Source organism: Pirellulaceae bacterium (assembly GCA_029243025.1).
Classification (GTDB): Bacteria; Planctomycetota; Planctomycetia; order Pirellulales; family Pirellulaceae.
Genome location: JAQWSU010000045.1, coordinates 111,787 through 130,622 on the forward strand (window position 1 = coordinate 111,787; position 18,836 = coordinate 130,622).

Genomic DNA, 18,836 nt, shown 5'->3' on the forward strand with positions numbered 1-18,836 from the left:
AGTCTGTCGCTCCTCGAGAGGGATACGGGGCGAATGAAACTTTCCATGTGGCTGTGGTATTTCCAACGCTACTGCCTGGTCACGTTCGTTGTCAATCTGGCCAGCACCCCAATTGCTGCTGCCCCCAAGAAGAATGTGCTGTTGATCATCTCCGATGATCTCTCGGCAGAAGCGTTGTCCTGCTATGGCAACCAACAATGCCAAACGCCGGCGATCGACCGTCTGGCGACCCAAGGTTTGCGTTTTGAGCGCGCTTATTGCCAATTCCCGGTCTGCGGACCATCACGGGCCGCTTTAATGTCGGGCATGTATCCGCAAACGATCGGCGTAAGGGGCAACGGGTCTTCTTCACGATTTACGGAAAATCTTGGGGAACGTCCTTCGTTCGCCCAACACTTCCGGAATCATGATTACTTCACGGCGCGAGTCAGCAAAATCTATCATATGCGTGTCCCCGGTGACATTACAAACGGTGTGGATGGGCCCGATCACATCGCTTCCTGGTCTCAACGTTTTAATTGCCAGGCACCGGAGTGGATGACGCGTGGCCAACATTTCCATTTGAGTAACGAGCGTCTCAAGCGAGACCCTAACCAACATTATGGTCTTGGATTTGGTTCGGCATTTTATGTCGTGAAAGGGGAGACAAATGGAGCCGAACAACCTGATGTGATGGCCGCCGACAAAGCGATTGAACTGCTAAATAACATCGGAGATGCGCCATTCTTCCTAGCGGTCGGATTCGTTCGGCCTCATGTGCCGCTGGTCGCACCCGCGAGTTTCCATGAGCCGTATCCGACAGCCAAAATGCGATTACCACAACGTAAGCTGGACGACTGGGATGACATTCCAAAAGCAGGCAGATCTCGCAACTCAACTGGGATGGGTTTAGCTGAAAGCGAAGAGAAACAGCGGCAGGTCATCTCAGCCTACTATGCATCGGTGACATTCATGGATCGACAAGTCGGACGCATCATCTCAGCCTTGGACCAGGCTGGATTACGGGATGATACGATCGTCGTTTTCACCTCCGACCACGGTTATCACCTGGGAGAGCATGACTTCTGGCAGAAGATGAGTCTCCATGAAGAATCGGTTCGCATTCCAGTCATCATCTCAGCGCCAGAGAAAACCGTGGCGACCACGGCAAGCCTGTTTGAACAAATCGACTTATTCCCGACGTTAGCAGAACTTTGCAACCTCCCAGTGCCTGAGCATTGCCAAGGACGAAGTGCGGCCTCGCTATTCGATCACCCGAAACAACCGTTAAGAACTCAGGTTTACTGCCTGAAGGGGAAGGCGCATCTATTGCGCACCGATCGTTGGGCTTACATCGAGTATCCAGACAAATCCTGCGAACTGTACGACATGCACGCGGATCCTCAGCAGTTCTCCAATCTCGCATCGGTGGAGCGACATGCCGAGTCGCTGACAAAGATGCAACGCCGATTACGAAACAAACTACGCTCGATTCAATCCCACTCTTACTAAGCGGCTCTCCACGGCGACGGGGAAGAATCAGAACCCAAGGCTTTCGCCAAACCTCTGTCGCATTGTATCCGCTAATCTGCCAATTCCATTCAGAAAACGATTCACCGAACCGTTGCTCTCCTGGCAAAACGACCTGCGGCAAATCAAACCGAACCCAACAATTCGAGTTCAAGCGGTGCGTTTGAAACGGTCGTGCTCGCGACTTGCCTTAATGGCGAATTTTTTTCGTCATCTTCAACGACCAATTCCAGGGCCGCTGCCATCTCATCGCGTTGAAATACGCGGTCGACGGACTGAGCAGCCAATGTTGGAACGTGGCCGCTATCAGCTAGAGAGCCATTATCCAGTTGCAAATCAACAGGTGATGCGTCCAAGGCGTTTTCACCCTCACCCTCGTCAACATTTGTTTTGTTCAGTTCGTTCAACACCAACAAAGCATCAAGCGGTTCCACGAATCGATTGTCATTCGTATCGAAATAAACCGTTACCTCACCGCTGGGCGTCCCCAATTCGCGAGCCCCTGCGTTGTTCAACTCATTGATGACGAGCAGTGCATCCAGTGGTGATATAAACGAGTCCGCATTGACATCCAAAGGGTTGTCAGCGTTGTGCCAAGGGTTCGCTTGCGATTCACTCGCTGCGTCCACAAACAACTGTCGCAGCTCGGCATAATTCTCCGAATCGCTCAGATTGTTGCTCGTTAGATTGTAGGTGGTGACAACTTCGTTGTTCTCATCGATGATCACAACATCACGAAATTCGTAATCCCAACTGTTCAAGTAAACATCCGATCTTCCGTCTTCGTCATCATCCAGATCTTGAACCCAAGAAATGTCACGGCCATCGGTAATGCTTGAGTTGCCTAGTTCATGCCCTCGCTCGTTAACGCCGATAATGTCGATCTCAAGATCACTGTAATCGAGATCAAGTTCTTTCTGGATCTGATCAAGGTAGCCAAACTGGCTACTGCAGTAGCCTCACGTTGCATGCCCAAAATACCACCCCGAGACCTGCCCAAGATAGTCACGAGGTGAAATCGATTGATTGAATCGACTGGAGGTGGCATTCACGTCAAGTAACGAAAAGTCGGGGACCAACTCCCCTTCACCTTCCGCGACTAATTGCACTTCGGCAACATCGCCTCCATGTAACATCTCGCGAGCCTCCAGGCTCTCAACGGCGAGGACTGAACTCCTTGATCCGGCCAATTTTGGTTTACATTGGGTCCACGGCAGGCGCACGATAGGTCAACTCCAACAAAGAAATGTTTCACAATCGGGTGAATTGAAATTCACCTTCCAGAAGAGTCACGTCTTTTCAGTATAAGCAAGTTGCAAAAATCGCACACCGATATCCACCACTTGTAAGAATTCACTCTGTTTTTTGCTGCCGATATTCTTAAACAATCCGTATCTGTGGCCAATTCGGCGCATTTATTAAAGAGACGGCATTACTCAAAGGGGACCGGATCAAGGATTTTCCGCCCCGAACAGCGACTTTCCGGTTCCGCCGATACGGGCAAAACGGGAAAGTCGCGAGAGAAGGTTGACGTCGCTATACTTGAACTGAAATCAATCTCGAATACGTGGGAGATACCTAGATGGATCGTCGTAATTTTTTGCAGCTCGGTGCTGCCGGTCTCGCGATGACTGCGGCTCAAAATCAAGCTGCCGAAGTCGCTGCAGAGAGCAAACCACGAGTCGGCTTGATCGGCTGTGGTTGGTATGGCAAATGTGATCTATTCCGTCTGCTCCAGGTAGCGCCGGTCGAAGTGGTATCGCTGTGCGATGTGGACCGCGAGATGTTATCCCATGCCGCCGACATGGTGGCTTCGCGTCAACGGTCAAAGAAACGACCACGGACCTACGGCGATTATCGAAAGATGCTCGCAGAAAAAGACTTGGATATCGTTCTGATCGGAACGCCTGATCATTGGCACGCGCTTCCTATGATCGAAGCAGTCAAAGCAGGTGCTGACGTGTTCGTGCAAAAACCGATCGGAGTTGATGTGGTCGAAGGTCAGGCGATGGTGGCAGCCGCTCGCAAGTATGACAAGGTGGTTCAAGTCGGTACCCAACGTCGAAGCACACCGCACATCGCGCAAGCTCGGGAAGAAATCATTCAGTCGGGTCTTCTTGGCAACGTCGGCCTTGTCGAAATCTACTGCTATTACCACATGCGGGCTCGAGACAACCCGGCAGACAGTGACCCGCCAGCCAATTTGGATTATGAAATGTGGACGGGGCCTGCCCCGCTACGTCCTTACAATTCACTGGTCCATCCTCGACGTTGGCGCGCCTTTATGGAATACAGCAATGGCATTGTCGGCGACATGTGCATCCACATGCTCGACATGGTGCGTTGGATGCTCGACTTAGGCTGGCCAGACCGTGTTTCGTCGACCGGCGGCATTTACGTGGACAAGGCCAGCAAAGCAAACATCACGGACACGCAAACCGCGACGTTTGATTTTGGCGATCTTCCCATTGTCTGGCAACATCGCAGCTGGGGACCTCCTGTTGATCCCCAGTATCCTTGGGGCGCCACACTCTATGGGGACAAAGGGACGCTGAAGGTCAGCGTGCAAAGCTTTGACTTTATTCCAAAATCAGGTAAGTCGATTCACCAAGATGTCGTTTACGAGCTGGAACAGTATCCGGAAGACAAAACTGAGAAAGATCTGGAGCGACATGTGGCGCCGGCCATCCGCCGCCACATGCAAGATTTCTTGAGCAATATCCAATCACGTGGCAAACCAATCGCCGACATCCAAGAGGGTCACATTTCCACGACCAGTTGTGTGCTTGCCAATCTATCAGTTGACCTTGGACGTTCGTTGACCTGGGATGCTGAAAAACAGCAGGTCGTCGGCGATCAGGAGGCAAACGAGCGACTGGCACGGCCCTATCGAGCGCCTTGGATCCACCCCGATCCCAATCACGTCTAACTCAAGAAAAACAGTTCGGAAACAAGTCGATCTTCTTTTCCGTATGCCGAACGAGAAGATCGGACCGCTGTTCTGTTGCCGCTTGAAAAAGGTCAGTCAAGAATTTGGTCAAAAACATCCTGTCGACAAGACCGATCGGGCGGGCGATCGAGTCTCGGTATGCACTCACATTCATTGCTTCCCTCGCCTTCATCGGCCTGCCAGCCGAGGAGAGCCAAGCCAGCGATAATCGGCCAAATATTCTGTGGATCACTGCAGAGGACATGAGTGCGAATCTTGGCTGTTACGGAGACTCATTCGCGTCGACACCGCATCTAGACCGTTTCGCAAGTGAATCCATTCGCTTCACTCAAGCCTACGCATCGGCGCCCGTTTGTTCACCCGCGCGCTGCTGCCTGATTACGGGCATGTATGCAACGTCGCTCGGCACACAACGTTTGCGTTCTCATTTCTCTCTTCCGGAACATTGCAAACCGTTTCCTGAATTGTTGCGAAGTTCGGGTTACTTCACATCAAACAACGTAAAAACCGATTACAACATCCAGGATGAGAGACAACACATCCAAGCCATGTGGAGTCAGAATGGTCCGCACGCTCACTGGCGTCAACGGAAGTCAAAACAACCCTTCTTTGCCGTTTTCAACCTGATGACTACCCATCAGTCACGAACCAGCGTCTGGCCCCACGCGAAGTTTGAACGCGAAGTTGCCGCTCAAATCAGTGATGGAATTCAACATCCGCCAGCCGATGTGCCGTTGCCACCTTACTATCCGGACACTCCAACTGCCCGACGTGAAATGGCACGTTACTATGATTGCATTCGTGTCATGGATCAACAAGTCGGACAACTCTTGCGAGAACTTGACGAGGACGACTTGGCCGAGGAGACAATCGTTTTTTTCTTTTCGGATCACGGCATGGGAATGCCGCGCGGCAAACGATTACTCCACGACAGTGGCATGCACGTGCCGTTGATTATCCGGATCCCTGAAAAATTCAAGCCGTTGAAACCGGGAGACGTCCAGCGTCACAACAAGTCAGACGTCCAGAATCAAATGATTTCGTTTGTTGACTTCGCACCCAGCGTGCTGGCCTGCACCGAGGTTGAAACTCCCGCGTGGATGCAGGGACAGCCTTTCATTGGACCGAACCCAATACGTCGAGAATACGTCTACGGAGCGCGCGATCGGGTGGATGAAGTCGACGATTTGTCTCGATCCGTTCGCGATCATCGCTACCTGTATATCCGCAACTACATGCCTCATCGATCATGGATGCCGCCCGAATGGTATTCCGATCACTCTGCTTTGCGCCGTGAAATAGCGACATTGCGAGATGCGAAGCGTCTCAATTCGAATCAACTCACCTTCGCCGCAGATCAAAAGCCCGTGGAAGAACTCTACGACACGTCCGTGGATCGGTTTCAGTTGAACAATCTGGCAAAGGATCCTCGAGTTTCTGATGTCCTCCAACGCATGCGATCAGCTCATAAAAAATGGGTATTCGAGACACGCGACATTGGCTTCTTGCCGGAATCCATTGTCTGGGATCGCTTGCGTCACGACAGCCCCTGGGACGTGGCGCAAGATCATGATCGCTATGCCTTAGACCACACGCTGTTGACAGCTCAATCCGTCGGACGGGAAAGCACGCTGGCGGAACATATAACGCGCTGCCAAGCTGCGGATCCGGCCGTTCGTTTTTGGGGCGTAGTCGGTTTACGCTGCCAGGGAGAATTGACCACGTCGAGCCGATCCCTCTTGTTGGATCTACTGAATGATCCAGTCGCCGCGGTTCGAATCGAAGCCGCTTCGGCCCTTCTTTCAGCCGGTGAATCCCAATCAGCAACCAACGTACTTTTAAGCGAGATCCGCGGTGACAATGTTGATGTGATCCTGCGGGCAATTCGGGCACTGCAACTGAATTTCAAGACGGCACGACCTGACCGCGAGACAGTTCAAGCTGTCTTGGATCGAGCAACAGAAAAAGAAACGACTAGCTCGCATCCCTGCTGGATGTTCGTCCGATTCAGCGCCGATGCCTTGCGAAACCACCTGAAACAATAAGACAAGAACAGCGTCTGATGCAGACCAGCGAGCGAGCAAGTCACTTAACAGCGACTCATGTAGCCTGCTGAAAAACTCCAGCCTTGTATGCCAAAATGAATTCAAATTGCATTGTGGAAGACAAGAAGAAAAGTACCATGTCGAATTTTCAAATTGATTTTCGCCCCCAGCTCGTTGATCCAACAGCATTCATTGCCGAAAACGCAGTGGTACTAGGCGATGTGACGATCGGGGCCGAGGCGAGTGTTTGGTTCAATGCGGTCGTTCGTGGCGACACGAGTCCGATACAAATCGGTCCTGGCTCGAATGTGCAAGACAGTTGTGTCCTGCACGCCGACCCAGGTTTCCCCTGTGAGATTGGAGAGAACGTTACCATCGGACACGCTGCCGTCGTTCATGGAGCGACGATCGAGGACAATGTCTTGATCGGCTTGCGTGCCGTTGTCCTGAATGGAGCCAGAGTTCGTTCGGGAAGTGTCATTGCCGCTGGTGCAATCGTCACCGAGGGAGTAGAAATCCCACCTCATTCACTCGTAATGGGAGTGCCAGGCAAAGTAGTTCGAGAAACGACCGAGCAGCATCTAGCGCAGATTCGTCATGCAGCTGAACATTACAAGATTGCAAGTCGAAAATACAATTCTCGGTTGGAGAGCTGATGAGTAACACGGTGACCCAACGTGTTATTTCGATCCGTTCATGAACAGAACATTAAACTTCAGAACTGAGTAAGTGCCGATGACAAAGGATTTGATTGATTTACTATCAGTTGCATTTCGGCGAGTCTCTATTTCCACCGAAAACCGAAATAGAATGCAGGCAATCATGATTATTCGTTGCTTATTCTTACTCTGCTTTCTGGCAATGCTACCAGACCCGGTCAAGGCGCTTCCACCGGACCAGTCCCTGGAGATGCAGTTGTGGGCAGCCGAACCTCAACTGCGTGATCCGGTTGCCTTGTCATTCGATAATTCGGGGCGGCTGTATGTGGTTCAATCGGCTCGACGCAGCTCAGTTGACATCGACATCCGCCAACATAAAGAGTGGGTTCTCGACGATCTTGGCAATCAATCCATCCACGATCTCCGGCAATTTTTCCGGCAAAAGATGGCGCCGAAATTCAGCGACACCAATCGGTCATGGCTGGAGGATCGCAATCATGACGGCAGCCACGACTGGAAGGATTTACAAGAGGTCACAGAAACGATCCAACTGCTGGAAGATCGGGATGGCGATCGAAAAGCTGATCACTCCACCGTGTTCGCGACCGGCTTCCAAGAAGAGATCACAGGAGTTGCTGCGGGCGTGATGCCATTGGGAACGGATGTTTTTTTCACCGTCTACCCTGATCTTTGGCGTCTGTCAGATGCGAACCGGGATGGCGTGGCAGAAAAACGTCAGTCGGTCCACCGAGGCTTTGGTGTCCACGCAGCTTTTGACGGTCATGATCTGCACGGCTTGACCATTGGTCCGGAGGGAAAAATCTATTTCAGCGTAGGTGACAACGGCTTTTCAATCAAACCCACAGGCGCGACACCGATTCACTATCCAAACACAGGCGGTGTACTGCGCATGAATCCCGATGGGAGTGAGCTGGAAGTCTTCGCAATCGGTTTACGCAACGTGCAGGAGATCGCCTTTGATGAGTATGGAAATCTATTTTCTGTTGACAACGACGGAGACTTGGCAAATGAGCGTGAGCGGTTCGTTTATATCGTGGAGGGCGGCGACTCGGGCTGGCGACTGAATTGGCAATTCCGCACCGAAGGCTGGTCGAAATTCACCCAAGGGCCTGCCTACAACCCTTGGATTGAGGGCCAATTATGGAAACCCCATTTCCAGGGACAGGCGGCCTATATCGTGCCTCCAATTTCGAATTATTCCGTGGGCCCCGGCGGCTTCAAATACAACCCGGGTACTGCACTCAACGACCACTATCGTGGTCACTTCTTTTTGTGTCAGTTTCCCGTCAAAAAAATCACGTCGTTTCAAGTTCGACCTAATGGAGCTTCGTTCTCGATGACGAACGAACACACGTTCCATGAAGGTTTAATGGCCAGTTCAATCAACTTTGGACCGGACGGCGCGCTTTATATTGCTGACTGGGATGGAATGTGGAGTCCCAATGGACGCGGAAAAATATATCGAGTCGACGAACCCAAGGCAGCCAACGGAGAGCGACGCAAGAACGTTGCTAAACTATTGCAAACAGGCTTACGCGATCACCGGATCACGGAGGTGAGTGAGTTACTCGGCCACCCTGACCAGAGGATTCGACGACTGGCCCAATTTGAACTCGTACGACGCCAGGCTGCCGCCACCTGTTTGCAAATAGCTGCCACAACATCCGCCCCCCAATTGGCTCGCATCCATGCCCTTTGGAGCCTCTTGCAAATGCAGGCTCATTGCTTACCCGACTTGACCACACAGCTACCTTGGCAAGATGCAGATCCTGAAATTCGCGCTCAGGTTGGCAAATTAGCAGGTGACATGAAACTCGACACCGCGACAAAACAGGTAAGACAATTACTACAAGACCCATCGGCACGGGTCAGGTTTCATGCAGCGATTTCAATCGGCAAACTGGGCGCCGCCGAGGCGACAAACGAGCTGTTCCAGTTGGCAAAGCAAAATGCAAATCGGGACCCCATGTTGCGACACGCAGTCATCATGGGTCTTGCGAATGCAACCCCGCCTGCCCAATTGGCGCTTGCCAAAGACGACCCTTCCGTCTTTGTGCGATCCGTTTGCGTCGTCGCGTTGCGTAAGCGGCGAGCTGAAGAACTCGCCCACTTCTTGACTGACTCGGATCCCTGGGTCCGCCGAGAAACAGCTGCTGCAATCCATGATGACTTCTCACCTCCTATCGCCCTGAAAAAGCTCGCTGCTCGACTCAATGAACAGCCAACGGAAAGTGACCCCGCAATCATCCGCCGAGCAATCAGTGCTAACTTTCGACTGGGACGAAACCAGGATGCTGCGCGATTGATCAACTGTGCTGCAGATGCCAGCATGTCCCTCGAGATGCGTCTCGAGTCGCTAAACTGCTTAATGCGTTGGGCAGAAAACCCCAGCTACGATCGAGTGGTCGGACGCATTCGCGAACGCGAACCGCAAGATGTCAGTGACGCTCGCAATTTGCTTCAAAGCCACATTGAATCATTGTTGCAAAACCAAGAGCCCGAACTGGATGTTGCCATCGCACGACTCGTTCGTGAACGAGAACTCGATGTTCCCAATGAAATCTTCGCTCGCTGGTTTCGCACAGAAGATCAACCACTGCCGATACGAATAGAATCGTTAAAGACCCTGGCCGCACGAAATTCCCCGCAACTTGCTGAACAATTGGAAATCGCCTTGGCAACGAACGAACAAGCGTTACGAGCCACCGCTTTCCAATTACTGACCACCCGCAATCCGCAACGGGCGATCGATTGGCTGACTGAGCAGTGGCCCGACATCGATTTGCAAGAACGTCAGGCCGGGATTCGACTTCTCGCTGCTCTCGACAAACCGATGGTGAAGCGATGGTTGAGCTCTTTGCTGGAAAAGTGGTCCCTCGGACAACTAGAGCCCGAGTTGTATCTGGATGTACAGCAGGCGATTCAGCAACGGGCGAACCGCGATCTCTTGGCTCGCTTGCAACCGTTGACAAACAAACATTCTGACCAAATCAACCTGCTCGGAGGTGATGCCGCGCGTGGAGAACACATTTTCAAAAATCACGTCACCGCCCAATGCGTGCGTTGCCATCTGGCCGGTGGAGGTAGTAAACAAGCAGGACCGGAACTCCAGGAGATTGGCAAACGAGTCGACCGGACCTACCTATACGAAGCCTTGATTGAACCTAGCAAAAAAATTGCCAAAGGTTATCAAACGGTAGTTTTGGAGACAGACGATGGACGACAAGTCACCGGTAATATCATCGCAGAAGATGAATCATCACTGACAATCATGAACTCGACCGCGAAGCCACAAAAGATCGCAAAACAATCGATTGAATCGAGAAGAATAAGTCAGTTGTCAACAATGCCATCGATGAAAGACGTCTTAACGCAATTCGAGATCCGCGATCTCATCGAGTATTTATCCCAATAACGTCACTGAACCATCCAGTAACAGTCGTACGTTCTCACCGCGCTGTGAATCCACCACGGCTTGCCGAACCGACCTTCTGTGAGCCAGTCTCAGAAAAACATCCAGTCGATACTCACGATTTTTCCTGTGACACATGCACATCCATTTGTGGAAATGGAATGCCGATCCCCGCTTCATCCAAGTGCATTTTGATCGCCCGCATGAGTTCTTCCCGCTTGCCCGAGTATGCGGCCGCTGGAAACCAGACTCGCACCACCCAATTCACGGACGAATCCGCCAGTTCATTCAGATAAATCTGTATGCCGCGTCCTTCCCCCTCAATGATTCCGTCTAACGACTGAACCGCAGCCAGCAGGATCGCACGAGTCGTGTCAATCTCGGCCGAATAATCAACACCTACATTCACGTCGATTCGACGCTCGTTGTGATGCGTCACATTCTCAATGATCCCGCCCGAAATCATACTGTTGGGTACCACGATTCGCCGATTGTCAGGCGTATCGAAGGTCGTGGCAAACAGGTCGATCTCATTGACCTTCGCCGTAATGCCAGCGGCATTGATGACATCGCCGACCTTGAAGGGGCGAAACACCAACAACATCACCCCAGCCGAGAAGTTTGAGAGCGTACCCTGGAAAGCAAGACCCACGGCAAAACCTGCCGCACCAATCACCGCTGCAAAGCTGGTCACTCCAATACCAAAGTACTGTAACACTCCCAGACCAGCACCAACGATGATCAGGTAAAAAATGACCTTTCCGACAAATCGCCCCAACGTTTCATCAACCCGTTTTCGGACCGGAGCGCTACAAATTCGTGCGACAAATGCCGCAAAGAAATAGGCGAGAATAAAAACGACAAATGCGGTGGCCGCCGGTAGAGCGTAGCCCTTCAACAACACTCCCACGCCGGAAACGGCCGACTGAAAGTCACCAGACTGAAGCGATTCAAGTGTTGTTGAGGCTTGGCTTCCCAGATCCTGAACTGATTTTTCAATTTCTTGCTTCACGTCGTCCTTCGCATTACTCTCCTGCCCCAAAACGGTCATCTCTGAAGCAGAAAATGCAACTGAGATCGCGAATAGTAGAAGCTTCCATTTCATTCCAAGACTCCTGAAAACAATCATTAAAATTCATCTTGCAAGATTTGAACTTACAAAAATGAGCGGCCAACAAGTAAACGTTTGAAAAGAACTACCCTTGGAAGGTTTTAACAAGTTCAAATTCAATCGGATATGGGCAGGACGCTTGAAAACAATCAAGAGTTTTTGCCCCTTGTTTCTATCAGCTCAACACGGTCTTCCTTGCCTACCCAGTATCAAAAATTCCCCGCAGAAGGGAATCAAGAACAGACTTATAAAAAAACCTTTGGTCGGTATCAAGGGATAACCGGCAATGGCACGGCCGCGTTCGACCTCCACGAATCGTGGCAGGCGGATGGACTTGGTCTTCTCAATTCCGTAGTTCGCCCCGCATATCGGCTCGCCTCTCGAACGTTCCATCACACAGCATGCTGCCACTCGATGCGTTCTATATATCGACTTGGTAAATCGCTCGGTAGAATAGTCGGGCAGCGAGTAAAAACAGAAACGTCGTGTGAATCGAATGTGTTCGATTACGAGCGTTGCATTTCAGCAAGAGCCAAAACAGAGAAGCATTGAATCACTGTGAAATATCGTGACCGCAGACCGTTACGCCCCATGGCCATCGAATTACTCGAGAATCGAATTCTCCTGGCAGTCGACCATGTCGTCCACATCAGCGTCGATGGCTTAGCATCGCGTTGGCTTGAACCACTCTTGCGTGCAGAAGAACGAAATTCCAGCGGGGACTATTCAACGTTTCTGGAGTTGCAAAACGAAGGTGCATGGACGCTCAATGCGCGCACCGATGCAAATTACACATTGACCTTACCCAACCACAGTTCGATGTTAACGGGGCGACCTGTATTGGAGCACAACAGTCTTCCATTGCAGATTGGACATGCCTGGACGGACAATAATGATCCGCCTGTTGGGCAGACGCTTCACGCCAATCATCCCGATTTAGACTACGTGAGCAGCGTCTTTGACGTAGTCCATGATCAGGGTGGATCCACAGCGTTGTATGCGACCAAGAGCAAATTCTCGCTTTTCGACAGATCTTACAATTCCTCCAATGGAGCTGCAGATACGAATCCCAAAGGTGGCAACAACGGTCGAGACAAAATTGACCGCTATTTTGTATCTGCTGACATTTCTCAGGTCGTCGATCAATTTGCAGCTTCGCTCGGCAGGGAAGAGTTCACCTACAGTTTTTTGCACCTAGCCGGGCCTGACCGGAAGGGGCACCAATTCGGCTGGGCGTCCCCAGCCTGGAATGAATCTGTCAAAGAATCCGATCGCCAAATTGCTCAAGTGATGAACATGATCAGATCGGATTCAGGACTGCGAGATTCGACCGCGATGATCGTAACTTCGGATCATGGAGGACTTTCCACAGGCCACGCGTCGGCCGCAGAACTTGCGAACTACCAGATTCCTTTTTATGTCTGGGGAACGGATGTCCAAGCAGGTGCCAATTTATATTCGATTTATTCCTCCACAACATCAGATCCGGGTTTCGGTCAACCAAATTTTTCGAATGCTCAACAACCGATTCGCAACGGTGACTCAGGGAACTTAGCATTGGAGCTTTTGGGATTGCCACCCATTCCGGGATCGACCCTTCGCAATTTACACCCTTGTGCCGTTAACGCGACTTGTGATTTACCTCCCGACCGTTCTCCATCGGAGTCATTCGACTTCGGTGACGCACCGGCACCATTTCCAACTTTACAGGAAGAAGCGGGAGCTTTCCACAAGCTAGAACCGGGATTCTTTCTTGGTTCGATGGTAGATGCTGAATCAGATGGGCAGCCAGATCGCCAGGCCCTGGCTGATGATGATGAAGACGGGATCACTTTCATTTCCGCAATGGTGCCAGGCCAGACAGCTTCCCTTGATGCAGTCGCATCAGAAGCGGGTATTTTGCAGGCCTGGTTCGACTGGAACGTGGACGGTGACTGGGCCGATTCAGGTGAACAGGTGGTCGCCAACCAACCACTTACGGCCGGCAGCAATCGTTTAACCTTTCAAGTTCCATCAGCCGTCACATCAACTTCTTTGTTCGCTCGTTTTCGATTTTCACGTCAGCTTGATCTGTCACCTAGCGGTTCTGCTGAGACGGGTGAAGTCGAAGATTATCAGGTCATCATTCAAACCGAGCCGATGACGATCGGCGAAGTCAGGGCTGGGAACGATTCATTTCAAATGCACAGCGGAACAGCACCCGTCAGCTTGCCAGTCTTGACCAATGATCAGGGGACGGGTGAACTGACAATCATCAATCTAATCCAATCCGACTTGGGGCAGGCAACCATCGCGAGCAATGGCAGAAGCATTATCTATGCGCCCGCGGCAAGCTTTCAAGGAAGGGAAACATTGGTCTATCAAGTTCAGGATTCGGGAGGATCAGTTGGACAGGCGAACGTTTTGATCCAAGTGAACAGCATGATTTCGCCTCATCCGCATCCGCCCTCCAAAAATGATGGTCCTGAAGTTGCTCTGCGACTGAAAGCGACAAACGAATCTGGCGACGCAGTCACCCAGGTGGCTCCTGGTGAACAATTTTGGCTTTCGCTGTTCGTTCAAGATGTTCGTCCCGATGCAAAAGGGGTGGCTCACGCATTCGTTGACGTGGTTTTTGATGGCAAGCTGACAGCCAAAGGTCCCCTGGTGGCCGGGCCACTTTATTCGGTGGAGGCAGCGGGCATGCTTGAAATCGGGCAGATTAACGAGGCCGGAGGCCGACAAGCAAGTGCCCCCGGACCGCAGGAAGCGTTGCTGTTCAAAGTCCCTTTAGCCGTCGATGATTTTGGACTGATAAGATTCAAGATCGTAACGGCTGATTCGGCTGACCATGATCTGCGCTTGATCGGCGCTGCTGATGCGACGCCTTTTCGTCACTGGAATGTTTCAACACTGGAGTTGCAAGTGATTCAAGACCAGGAGACGGCCTTTGATCCTCGGGACGTTGATCAAAACCAAATCATTACCCCGTTGGATGCTCTGCTCGTCATTAACGATCTCAATCAACATGGAGCCCGCATTTTGGCTGATTCGCCGCAAGCTCCTGCACATCCTGTGGATGTCAACGGAGATGGTGCGATCGCGGCCATCGACGTGCTCTTGATCGTCAACTGGCTAAATCGTCAGGCTCAACCTCGCGAGATCGCTCGACCGGCGATCGTGGCAGCAATCGCGGCTGATCTACTGTTCGAAACCTGGAGCCAAGACGAAGAAGCTCAGACGGTGCTCATACCGTCGCCAGCAAGCGAACAGGCGTTTGCTGCCCCATTCACATCCGATAAATTGAATCGGTCACAAATTTCGTAAGATGGGGAGCGTGACCACCGGTGCCTATTGCTGCTTCCGTCGAATGTCATAACACATGAGCTTATCTTGCTCACGCAACAGTAACCTGCCATCGTGGACAACCGGATGCGCCCAGCTGTTACCCTCTTGAAAATTCGGTTCAAAGGTCCCCTTGAGTCGATAGGCATCCGGTGTTGCCTCGATCAAAGCAACCACACCATTTTGATAGCGGTAAATCAGGTGACCATCGGCATAAACAATCGCGGCTGATCCACCACCCGGGCCACGTTGATTACCGCCCCAAACCACATCACCGCTTTCCAATTCCAGGCAGATCGGAAAACCCTGATTGTGCTTATGGCCGGAGAACAGGTGCGTTCCAACCCGAATCATGCCTCCATGGTGATTTTGAAAAGTCGACGCATCAAGAAAATAAACCTCGTTCGCTGTCATCTGCCCCGCTTCAAGCGTCAATTTCAGCAATGCGGCACCGGTCCCATACCCGGTTGAACAAAAAACAAAATCATCCCAGACAATCGGCGTCGGAATATTGGCCACATCATTGGCAATCGCGTTGTATTGCCAAAGCGGCTCCCCATCAACAGCTCGTACGCCAACCAGTCCGCGTCCTGTCAGCTGGATATACTGTCGGACGCCGGCTGCTTCAGAGATGACGATCGACGAATAACCAGCGCCATCCTTGCCACGGGACGATTCGGCTTCGGCAGGTTTCGTCGACCAAATAGTTTCGCCCGTCATTTTATCCAGCGCCACCATCAAGGCATCCGGCCCTCCCGGCGTGCAAATCAGCCGATCGCCATCAATCAACGGAGACTCGCTGTAGCCCCAACCCGACATCATTTTTCCCTCAAAATCGTCGGCAAAGCTTTTTTGCCAAATCACTTTACCTGTTTCCACATTCGCGCAAATCAAATCCCCTCGCAAACCCACTGCATAGACTCGATCTCCATCAACCGTCGGGGTCCCATTGGAGTGGTCCCCTTCGCCAAAGGAGACAGTCCACAATTTTGCTCCATCCTCGACACTCAAAGCAACTAAATCTTCTTGACCGTCAATCGCGCCAAGCGTGAACATTCGACCATCCGAAATCGCTAAGCTCGCGTAACCTTTGCCAAGACCGTCAACTTGCCAAGAAAGCTCCGGCGCGTTCGCGGTCCAGTCCTTGGTCAATCCTGTCTCATCTGACTTACCGTCGCGCTGTGGTCCACGCCATTGGTTCCAATCTGCCGAGATTGCCAGGGAAGCCGCCACGCAAATTGTGATCACAAAACTACTGATGGCTAATCGGAATCGAATCATAATTAACTACCTTCATGGAAACGCAAGCGTTTGTGTTTGAATAGCTTCGCGAACCGCATAAACACCCAGACTAATCGAGTGTTACTGAGCATCGCAAATAGTCTTGAAAGTCTCCGACGAGCATGGCCACGGCCTACTATTTCGCCCATCTTATCTTTGCGTCACTTTTATCATCGAAACCGAGTCGAAGATCAACCTTAATCGAACCCCAATTCCAAATTGCACGTACCGATTTGAAGAAGCCAGTGATGTCATGAGTACATTTAACGCGTGACGTTGTTTTTAGATAGGGGCACTATTCGGTGAGGTTTCACAAATGGCGTTACTCCGAGTACTAATTCTGCGGCAAAACCAAATCGTGGATCTCCATACCTTCGAAGACCCACGCGAGGAGTTTGTGAGAGAATTCAACCAGCTAAACCACGACACGACCTACTCGGCTGTCGTCGAAGAAGATCCATCGCAAACATTTAGCGACCGCATGCGAACACCCTGTTCTCATCGACGCACCTGCGAAGATGTCTGATCAGGCTAAATCCTTCAAACTTTTCATTTCAACTTATCAACTTTTTGCGTTCGTTTTTTTTGAGATGATCGCACACCTCGAAGTCCGGGTTCCCGGTAAATCGAAAACCCTTTTGAAAGCGCAGGTAGCGGGCACTCTGTGTGCCGCCCCAACTGATGATAGGCCTTCTCTGTTTCTAGGGGCGGTACACAGAGTGCCTGCGGCTGCGAGCCGGTGCTTCACTTTTTCCGAAGAGTGAAATATTGTTGCGAACTTAGAGAGGTCCGAATCCTTATAGAAGTAAATGAGATCGAACAAGGAACACCGACTGGCGTCGCCCTCAAGCTCTGATTGACATACACTGACGCGAGGGCGGCGCTGCGGTATTTAGACAAAGAGATTTGAAACAGAATCAATCTCTCGGCGAAGCGTTCCACCGATTAATGACACGAGAGTCTTCCAGCAGAGCCGTCCCCACGAATTGATTGGCCTACCGTGAGGTGGGGGCGGCTGTGTTTAACCTACTGTTGCTCGACCTAAGCTTCTGGCTCCTGCATACGAACCAGCAGCCATTGTTGGGTTTCACCATTCTCGAAGTGCAACAAAGCCGGTGCGTCGTCTTGAGTAAGGTTTGAAATTCCGGTTTCCATGATAGGCCAAGCCTTCTTTTCAATTCCCCAAGCGGCTCGTTGCGATTTCGGATCAACCATGCCCTCAATATTCTGGACACTGTCGGTTGCCGTATTTTGGATGGTACCAGCAATGATCCCTTGTTTACTGACTGCCAATTGCAGGTAGATCGTTGGATCGGTTCCCGTCGATTCCCCAGCGTTCGTCAATGCAAACACACCCAGCGACATCCATTCAGCGTCGTCAGGCTTCACATCCGGAACACTTTCTGCCAACGATTGGGCTTGCTGCGCGTATTGTTCGGTAGTGGCAACCACCTGACCATCTTGGTAGACATCGCCGTTTTCATAGTAAACATTGTCACCGTAGTTGTAATAAACGGGCTGTCCCCAACTCGAAGTCACCCAGCCGGTGACGGCACCCCAAGTCGCCCAGCGCCACCAATTCGTGCCGGGCGCAAAATTCCAGCGGCAAGGATGGTTGTGCCAGAACTGATTGTTGTACCAGCCTCGATAATGATTCGGATGTCTTTGGGCGTAGTCGCGAACGTCATTGATGTGATCACGACGATGCTCCTGCCAAGCTTGCCGATCTTCAACTCGCTCAGGTCGATGTCCGACGCGATCACGATCTTCGGGTCGGACGCGATCACGATCTTCGGGTCGGACGCGATCTCCCTCACCAGGGCGAACCCGATCACGATCTTCAGGTCGGACGCGATCTCCCTCGCCAGGGCGAACCCGATCTCCCGCATTGGGACGTTGCCCCGGTTGTGGCGCTGGACGAGTTGACGGTCGGTTCCCATCGGTCGGACGTTGCTTCAGAAACTCCGCAGCAGCACCACCCGCTGCAGCGCCACCTGCCACACCTGCGGCGGGGCGAGTCGACGGCCCAGAACCCTTCAAGTCTAAAAAATTGTTCAAGTCAGATCGGCTAGGCTTATTTCCGGGCCGGTTACCTCCGCCGGCTGTCGGCCGATTGCCCGTGTTGGGCTGCGGCCGATTGCCCGTGTTGGGAGTTGGCCGATTGCCCGTATTCGGAGTCGGCCGATTGCCCGTATTGGGCTTTGGGCGATTGCCCGTGTTCGGTGTGGGTCGGCTACTCGTATTGGGTCGGCTGCCGCCCGATGGTCTCGCAGAGGGCTGGCTGCTTGGGCGACTCATCGAAGGGGAGCGTCCGCCTGACGATCGTGCGCCTCCACCACCGCCACCAGCTCGACCGCCACCGCCACCGCCACCGCCACGACCTCTCGCCTCAACGTTCTCAGCAACAAGCGCCCCGGCAAGTCCAACACAAAGCAGCGTCACCAACCATTTTTTTTTCGTTACCAATCTCATTGCATCAAAGCCTTCTTTATCTCTCGTGATTCTATTTCGGAAGTCCGATTAA

The 18,836-nt window shown here is 52.0% G+C and carries 12 protein-coding genes; 7 read left to right on the top strand and 5 right to left on the bottom strand.

What is annotated here, in order from left to right; translation table 11 throughout:
- Positions 1 to 33: 33 nt before the first annotated feature.
- Positions 34 to 1,491, top strand: a complete 1,458-nt coding sequence (locus tag P8N76_19465) for a sulfatase (GenBank protein MDG2383861.1) — start codon at positions 34 to 36, stop codon at positions 1,489 to 1,491.
- Positions 1,492 to 1,634: 143 nt separating this feature from the next.
- On the opposite strand, the gene P8N76_19470 is transcribed toward P8N76_19465, so the two are convergent.
- Together P8N76_19470 and P8N76_19475 are read right to left on the bottom strand one after the other, a co-directional pair.
- Entirely contained in the window at positions 1,635 to 2,270 is a 636-nt protein-coding gene (locus P8N76_19470) for a dockerin type I domain-containing protein (GenBank protein MDG2383862.1), read from the bottom strand.
- A gap of 198 nt (positions 2,271 to 2,468) precedes the next feature.
- Positions 2,469 to 2,645, bottom strand: a complete 177-nt coding sequence (locus P8N76_19475) for a hypothetical protein (GenBank protein ID MDG2383863.1) — start codon at positions 2,643 to 2,645, stop codon at positions 2,469 to 2,471.
- A 446-nt stretch (positions 2,646 to 3,091) separates the two neighbouring features.
- Here P8N76_19475 and P8N76_19480 point away from each other — a divergent pair, with 446 nt between their 5' ends.
- From P8N76_19480 to P8N76_19495, 4 genes are all read left to right on the top strand, one after another.
- Complete coding sequence (locus P8N76_19480) at positions 3,092 to 4,438, top strand: Gfo/Idh/MocA family oxidoreductase (protein MDG2383864.1); 1,347 nt, start codon at positions 3,092 to 3,094, stop codon at positions 4,436 to 4,438.
- 104 nt (positions 4,439 to 4,542) lie between these two features.
- Positions 4,543 to 6,504: a sulfatase gene (locus P8N76_19485; GenBank protein MDG2383865.1), complete on the top strand. Its 1,962-nt coding sequence runs from the start codon at positions 4,543 to 4,545 to the stop codon at positions 6,502 to 6,504.
- A gap of 137 nt (positions 6,505 to 6,641) precedes the next feature.
- Positions 6,642 to 7,160 (top strand): gamma carbonic anhydrase family protein, encoded by a 519-nt coding sequence (locus P8N76_19490; protein MDG2383866.1) that lies wholly within the window; start codon positions 6,642 to 6,644, stop codon positions 7,158 to 7,160.
- 166 nt (positions 7,161 to 7,326) lie between these two features.
- Positions 7,327 to 10,599, top strand: coding sequence for a HEAT repeat domain-containing protein (locus P8N76_19495; protein ID MDG2383867.1), 3,273 nt, complete (start codon positions 7,327 to 7,329; stop codon positions 10,597 to 10,599).
- A gap of 112 nt (positions 10,600 to 10,711) precedes the next feature.
- Here the strand turns inward: P8N76_19495 and P8N76_19500 are convergent, their stop codons facing one another.
- Positions 10,712 to 11,701, bottom strand: a complete 990-nt coding sequence (locus P8N76_19500; protein ID MDG2383868.1) for a mechanosensitive ion channel family protein — start codon at positions 11,699 to 11,701, stop codon at positions 10,712 to 10,714.
- Positions 11,702 to 12,265: 564 nt separating this feature from the next.
- Here P8N76_19500 and P8N76_19505 point away from each other — a divergent pair.
- Positions 12,266 to 15,013, top strand: a complete 2,748-nt coding sequence (locus P8N76_19505) for an alkaline phosphatase family protein (GenBank protein MDG2383869.1) — start codon at positions 12,266 to 12,268, stop codon at positions 15,011 to 15,013.
- A gap of 24 nt (positions 15,014 to 15,037) precedes the next feature.
- On the opposite strand, the gene P8N76_19510 is transcribed toward P8N76_19505, so the two are convergent.
- Positions 15,038 to 16,312, bottom strand: coding sequence for a PQQ-like beta-propeller repeat protein (locus tag P8N76_19510; GenBank protein MDG2383870.1), 1,275 nt, complete (start codon positions 16,310 to 16,312; stop codon positions 15,038 to 15,040).
- 316 nt (positions 16,313 to 16,628) lie between these two features.
- Here P8N76_19510 and P8N76_19515 point away from each other — a divergent pair, with 316 nt between their 5' ends.
- A complete protein-coding gene (locus P8N76_19515; protein ID MDG2383871.1) occupies positions 16,629 to 16,838 on the top strand; it encodes a hypothetical protein in 210 nt (69 codons plus the stop codon).
- A gap of 515 nt (positions 16,839 to 17,353) precedes the next feature.
- Here the strand turns inward: P8N76_19515 and P8N76_19520 are convergent.
- Positions 17,354 to 18,784, bottom strand: coding sequence for a hypothetical protein (locus P8N76_19520; protein MDG2383872.1), 1,431 nt, complete (start codon positions 18,782 to 18,784; stop codon positions 17,354 to 17,356).
- Between the last annotated feature and the right edge of the window lie 52 nt (positions 18,785 to 18,836).

Bases quoted from the DNA above. Each gene is read 5' to 3' on its own strand.
- P8N76_19475 (MDG2383863.1), bottom strand. From the start codon at position 2,645: ATGTTACATGGAGGCGATGTTGCCGAAGTGCAATTAGTCGCGGAAGGT.
- P8N76_19500 (MDG2383868.1), bottom strand. From the start codon at position 11,701: ATGAAATGGAAGCTTCTACTATTCGCGATCTCAGTTGCATTTTCTGCT.
- P8N76_19515 (MDG2383871.1), top strand. From the start codon at position 16,629: ATGGCGTTACTCCGAGTACTAATTCTGCGGCAAAACCAAATCGTGGAT.
- P8N76_19490 (MDG2383866.1), top strand. From the start codon at position 6,642: ATGTCGAATTTTCAAATTGATTTTCGCCCCCAGCTCGTTGATCCAACA.
- P8N76_19510 (MDG2383870.1), bottom strand. From the start codon at position 16,312: ATGATTCGATTCCGATTAGCCATCAGTAGTTTTGTGATCACAATTTGC.
- P8N76_19480 (MDG2383864.1), top strand. From the start codon at position 3,092: ATGGATCGTCGTAATTTTTTGCAGCTCGGTGCTGCCGGTCTCGCGATG.
- P8N76_19465 (MDG2383861.1), top strand. From the start codon at position 34: ATGAAACTTTCCATGTGGCTGTGGTATTTCCAACGCTACTGCCTGGTC.
- P8N76_19520 (MDG2383872.1), bottom strand. From the start codon at position 18,784: ATGAGATTGGTAACGAAAAAAAAATGGTTGGTGACGCTGCTTTGTGTT.
- P8N76_19495 (MDG2383867.1), top strand. From the start codon at position 7,327: ATGATTATTCGTTGCTTATTCTTACTCTGCTTTCTGGCAATGCTACCA.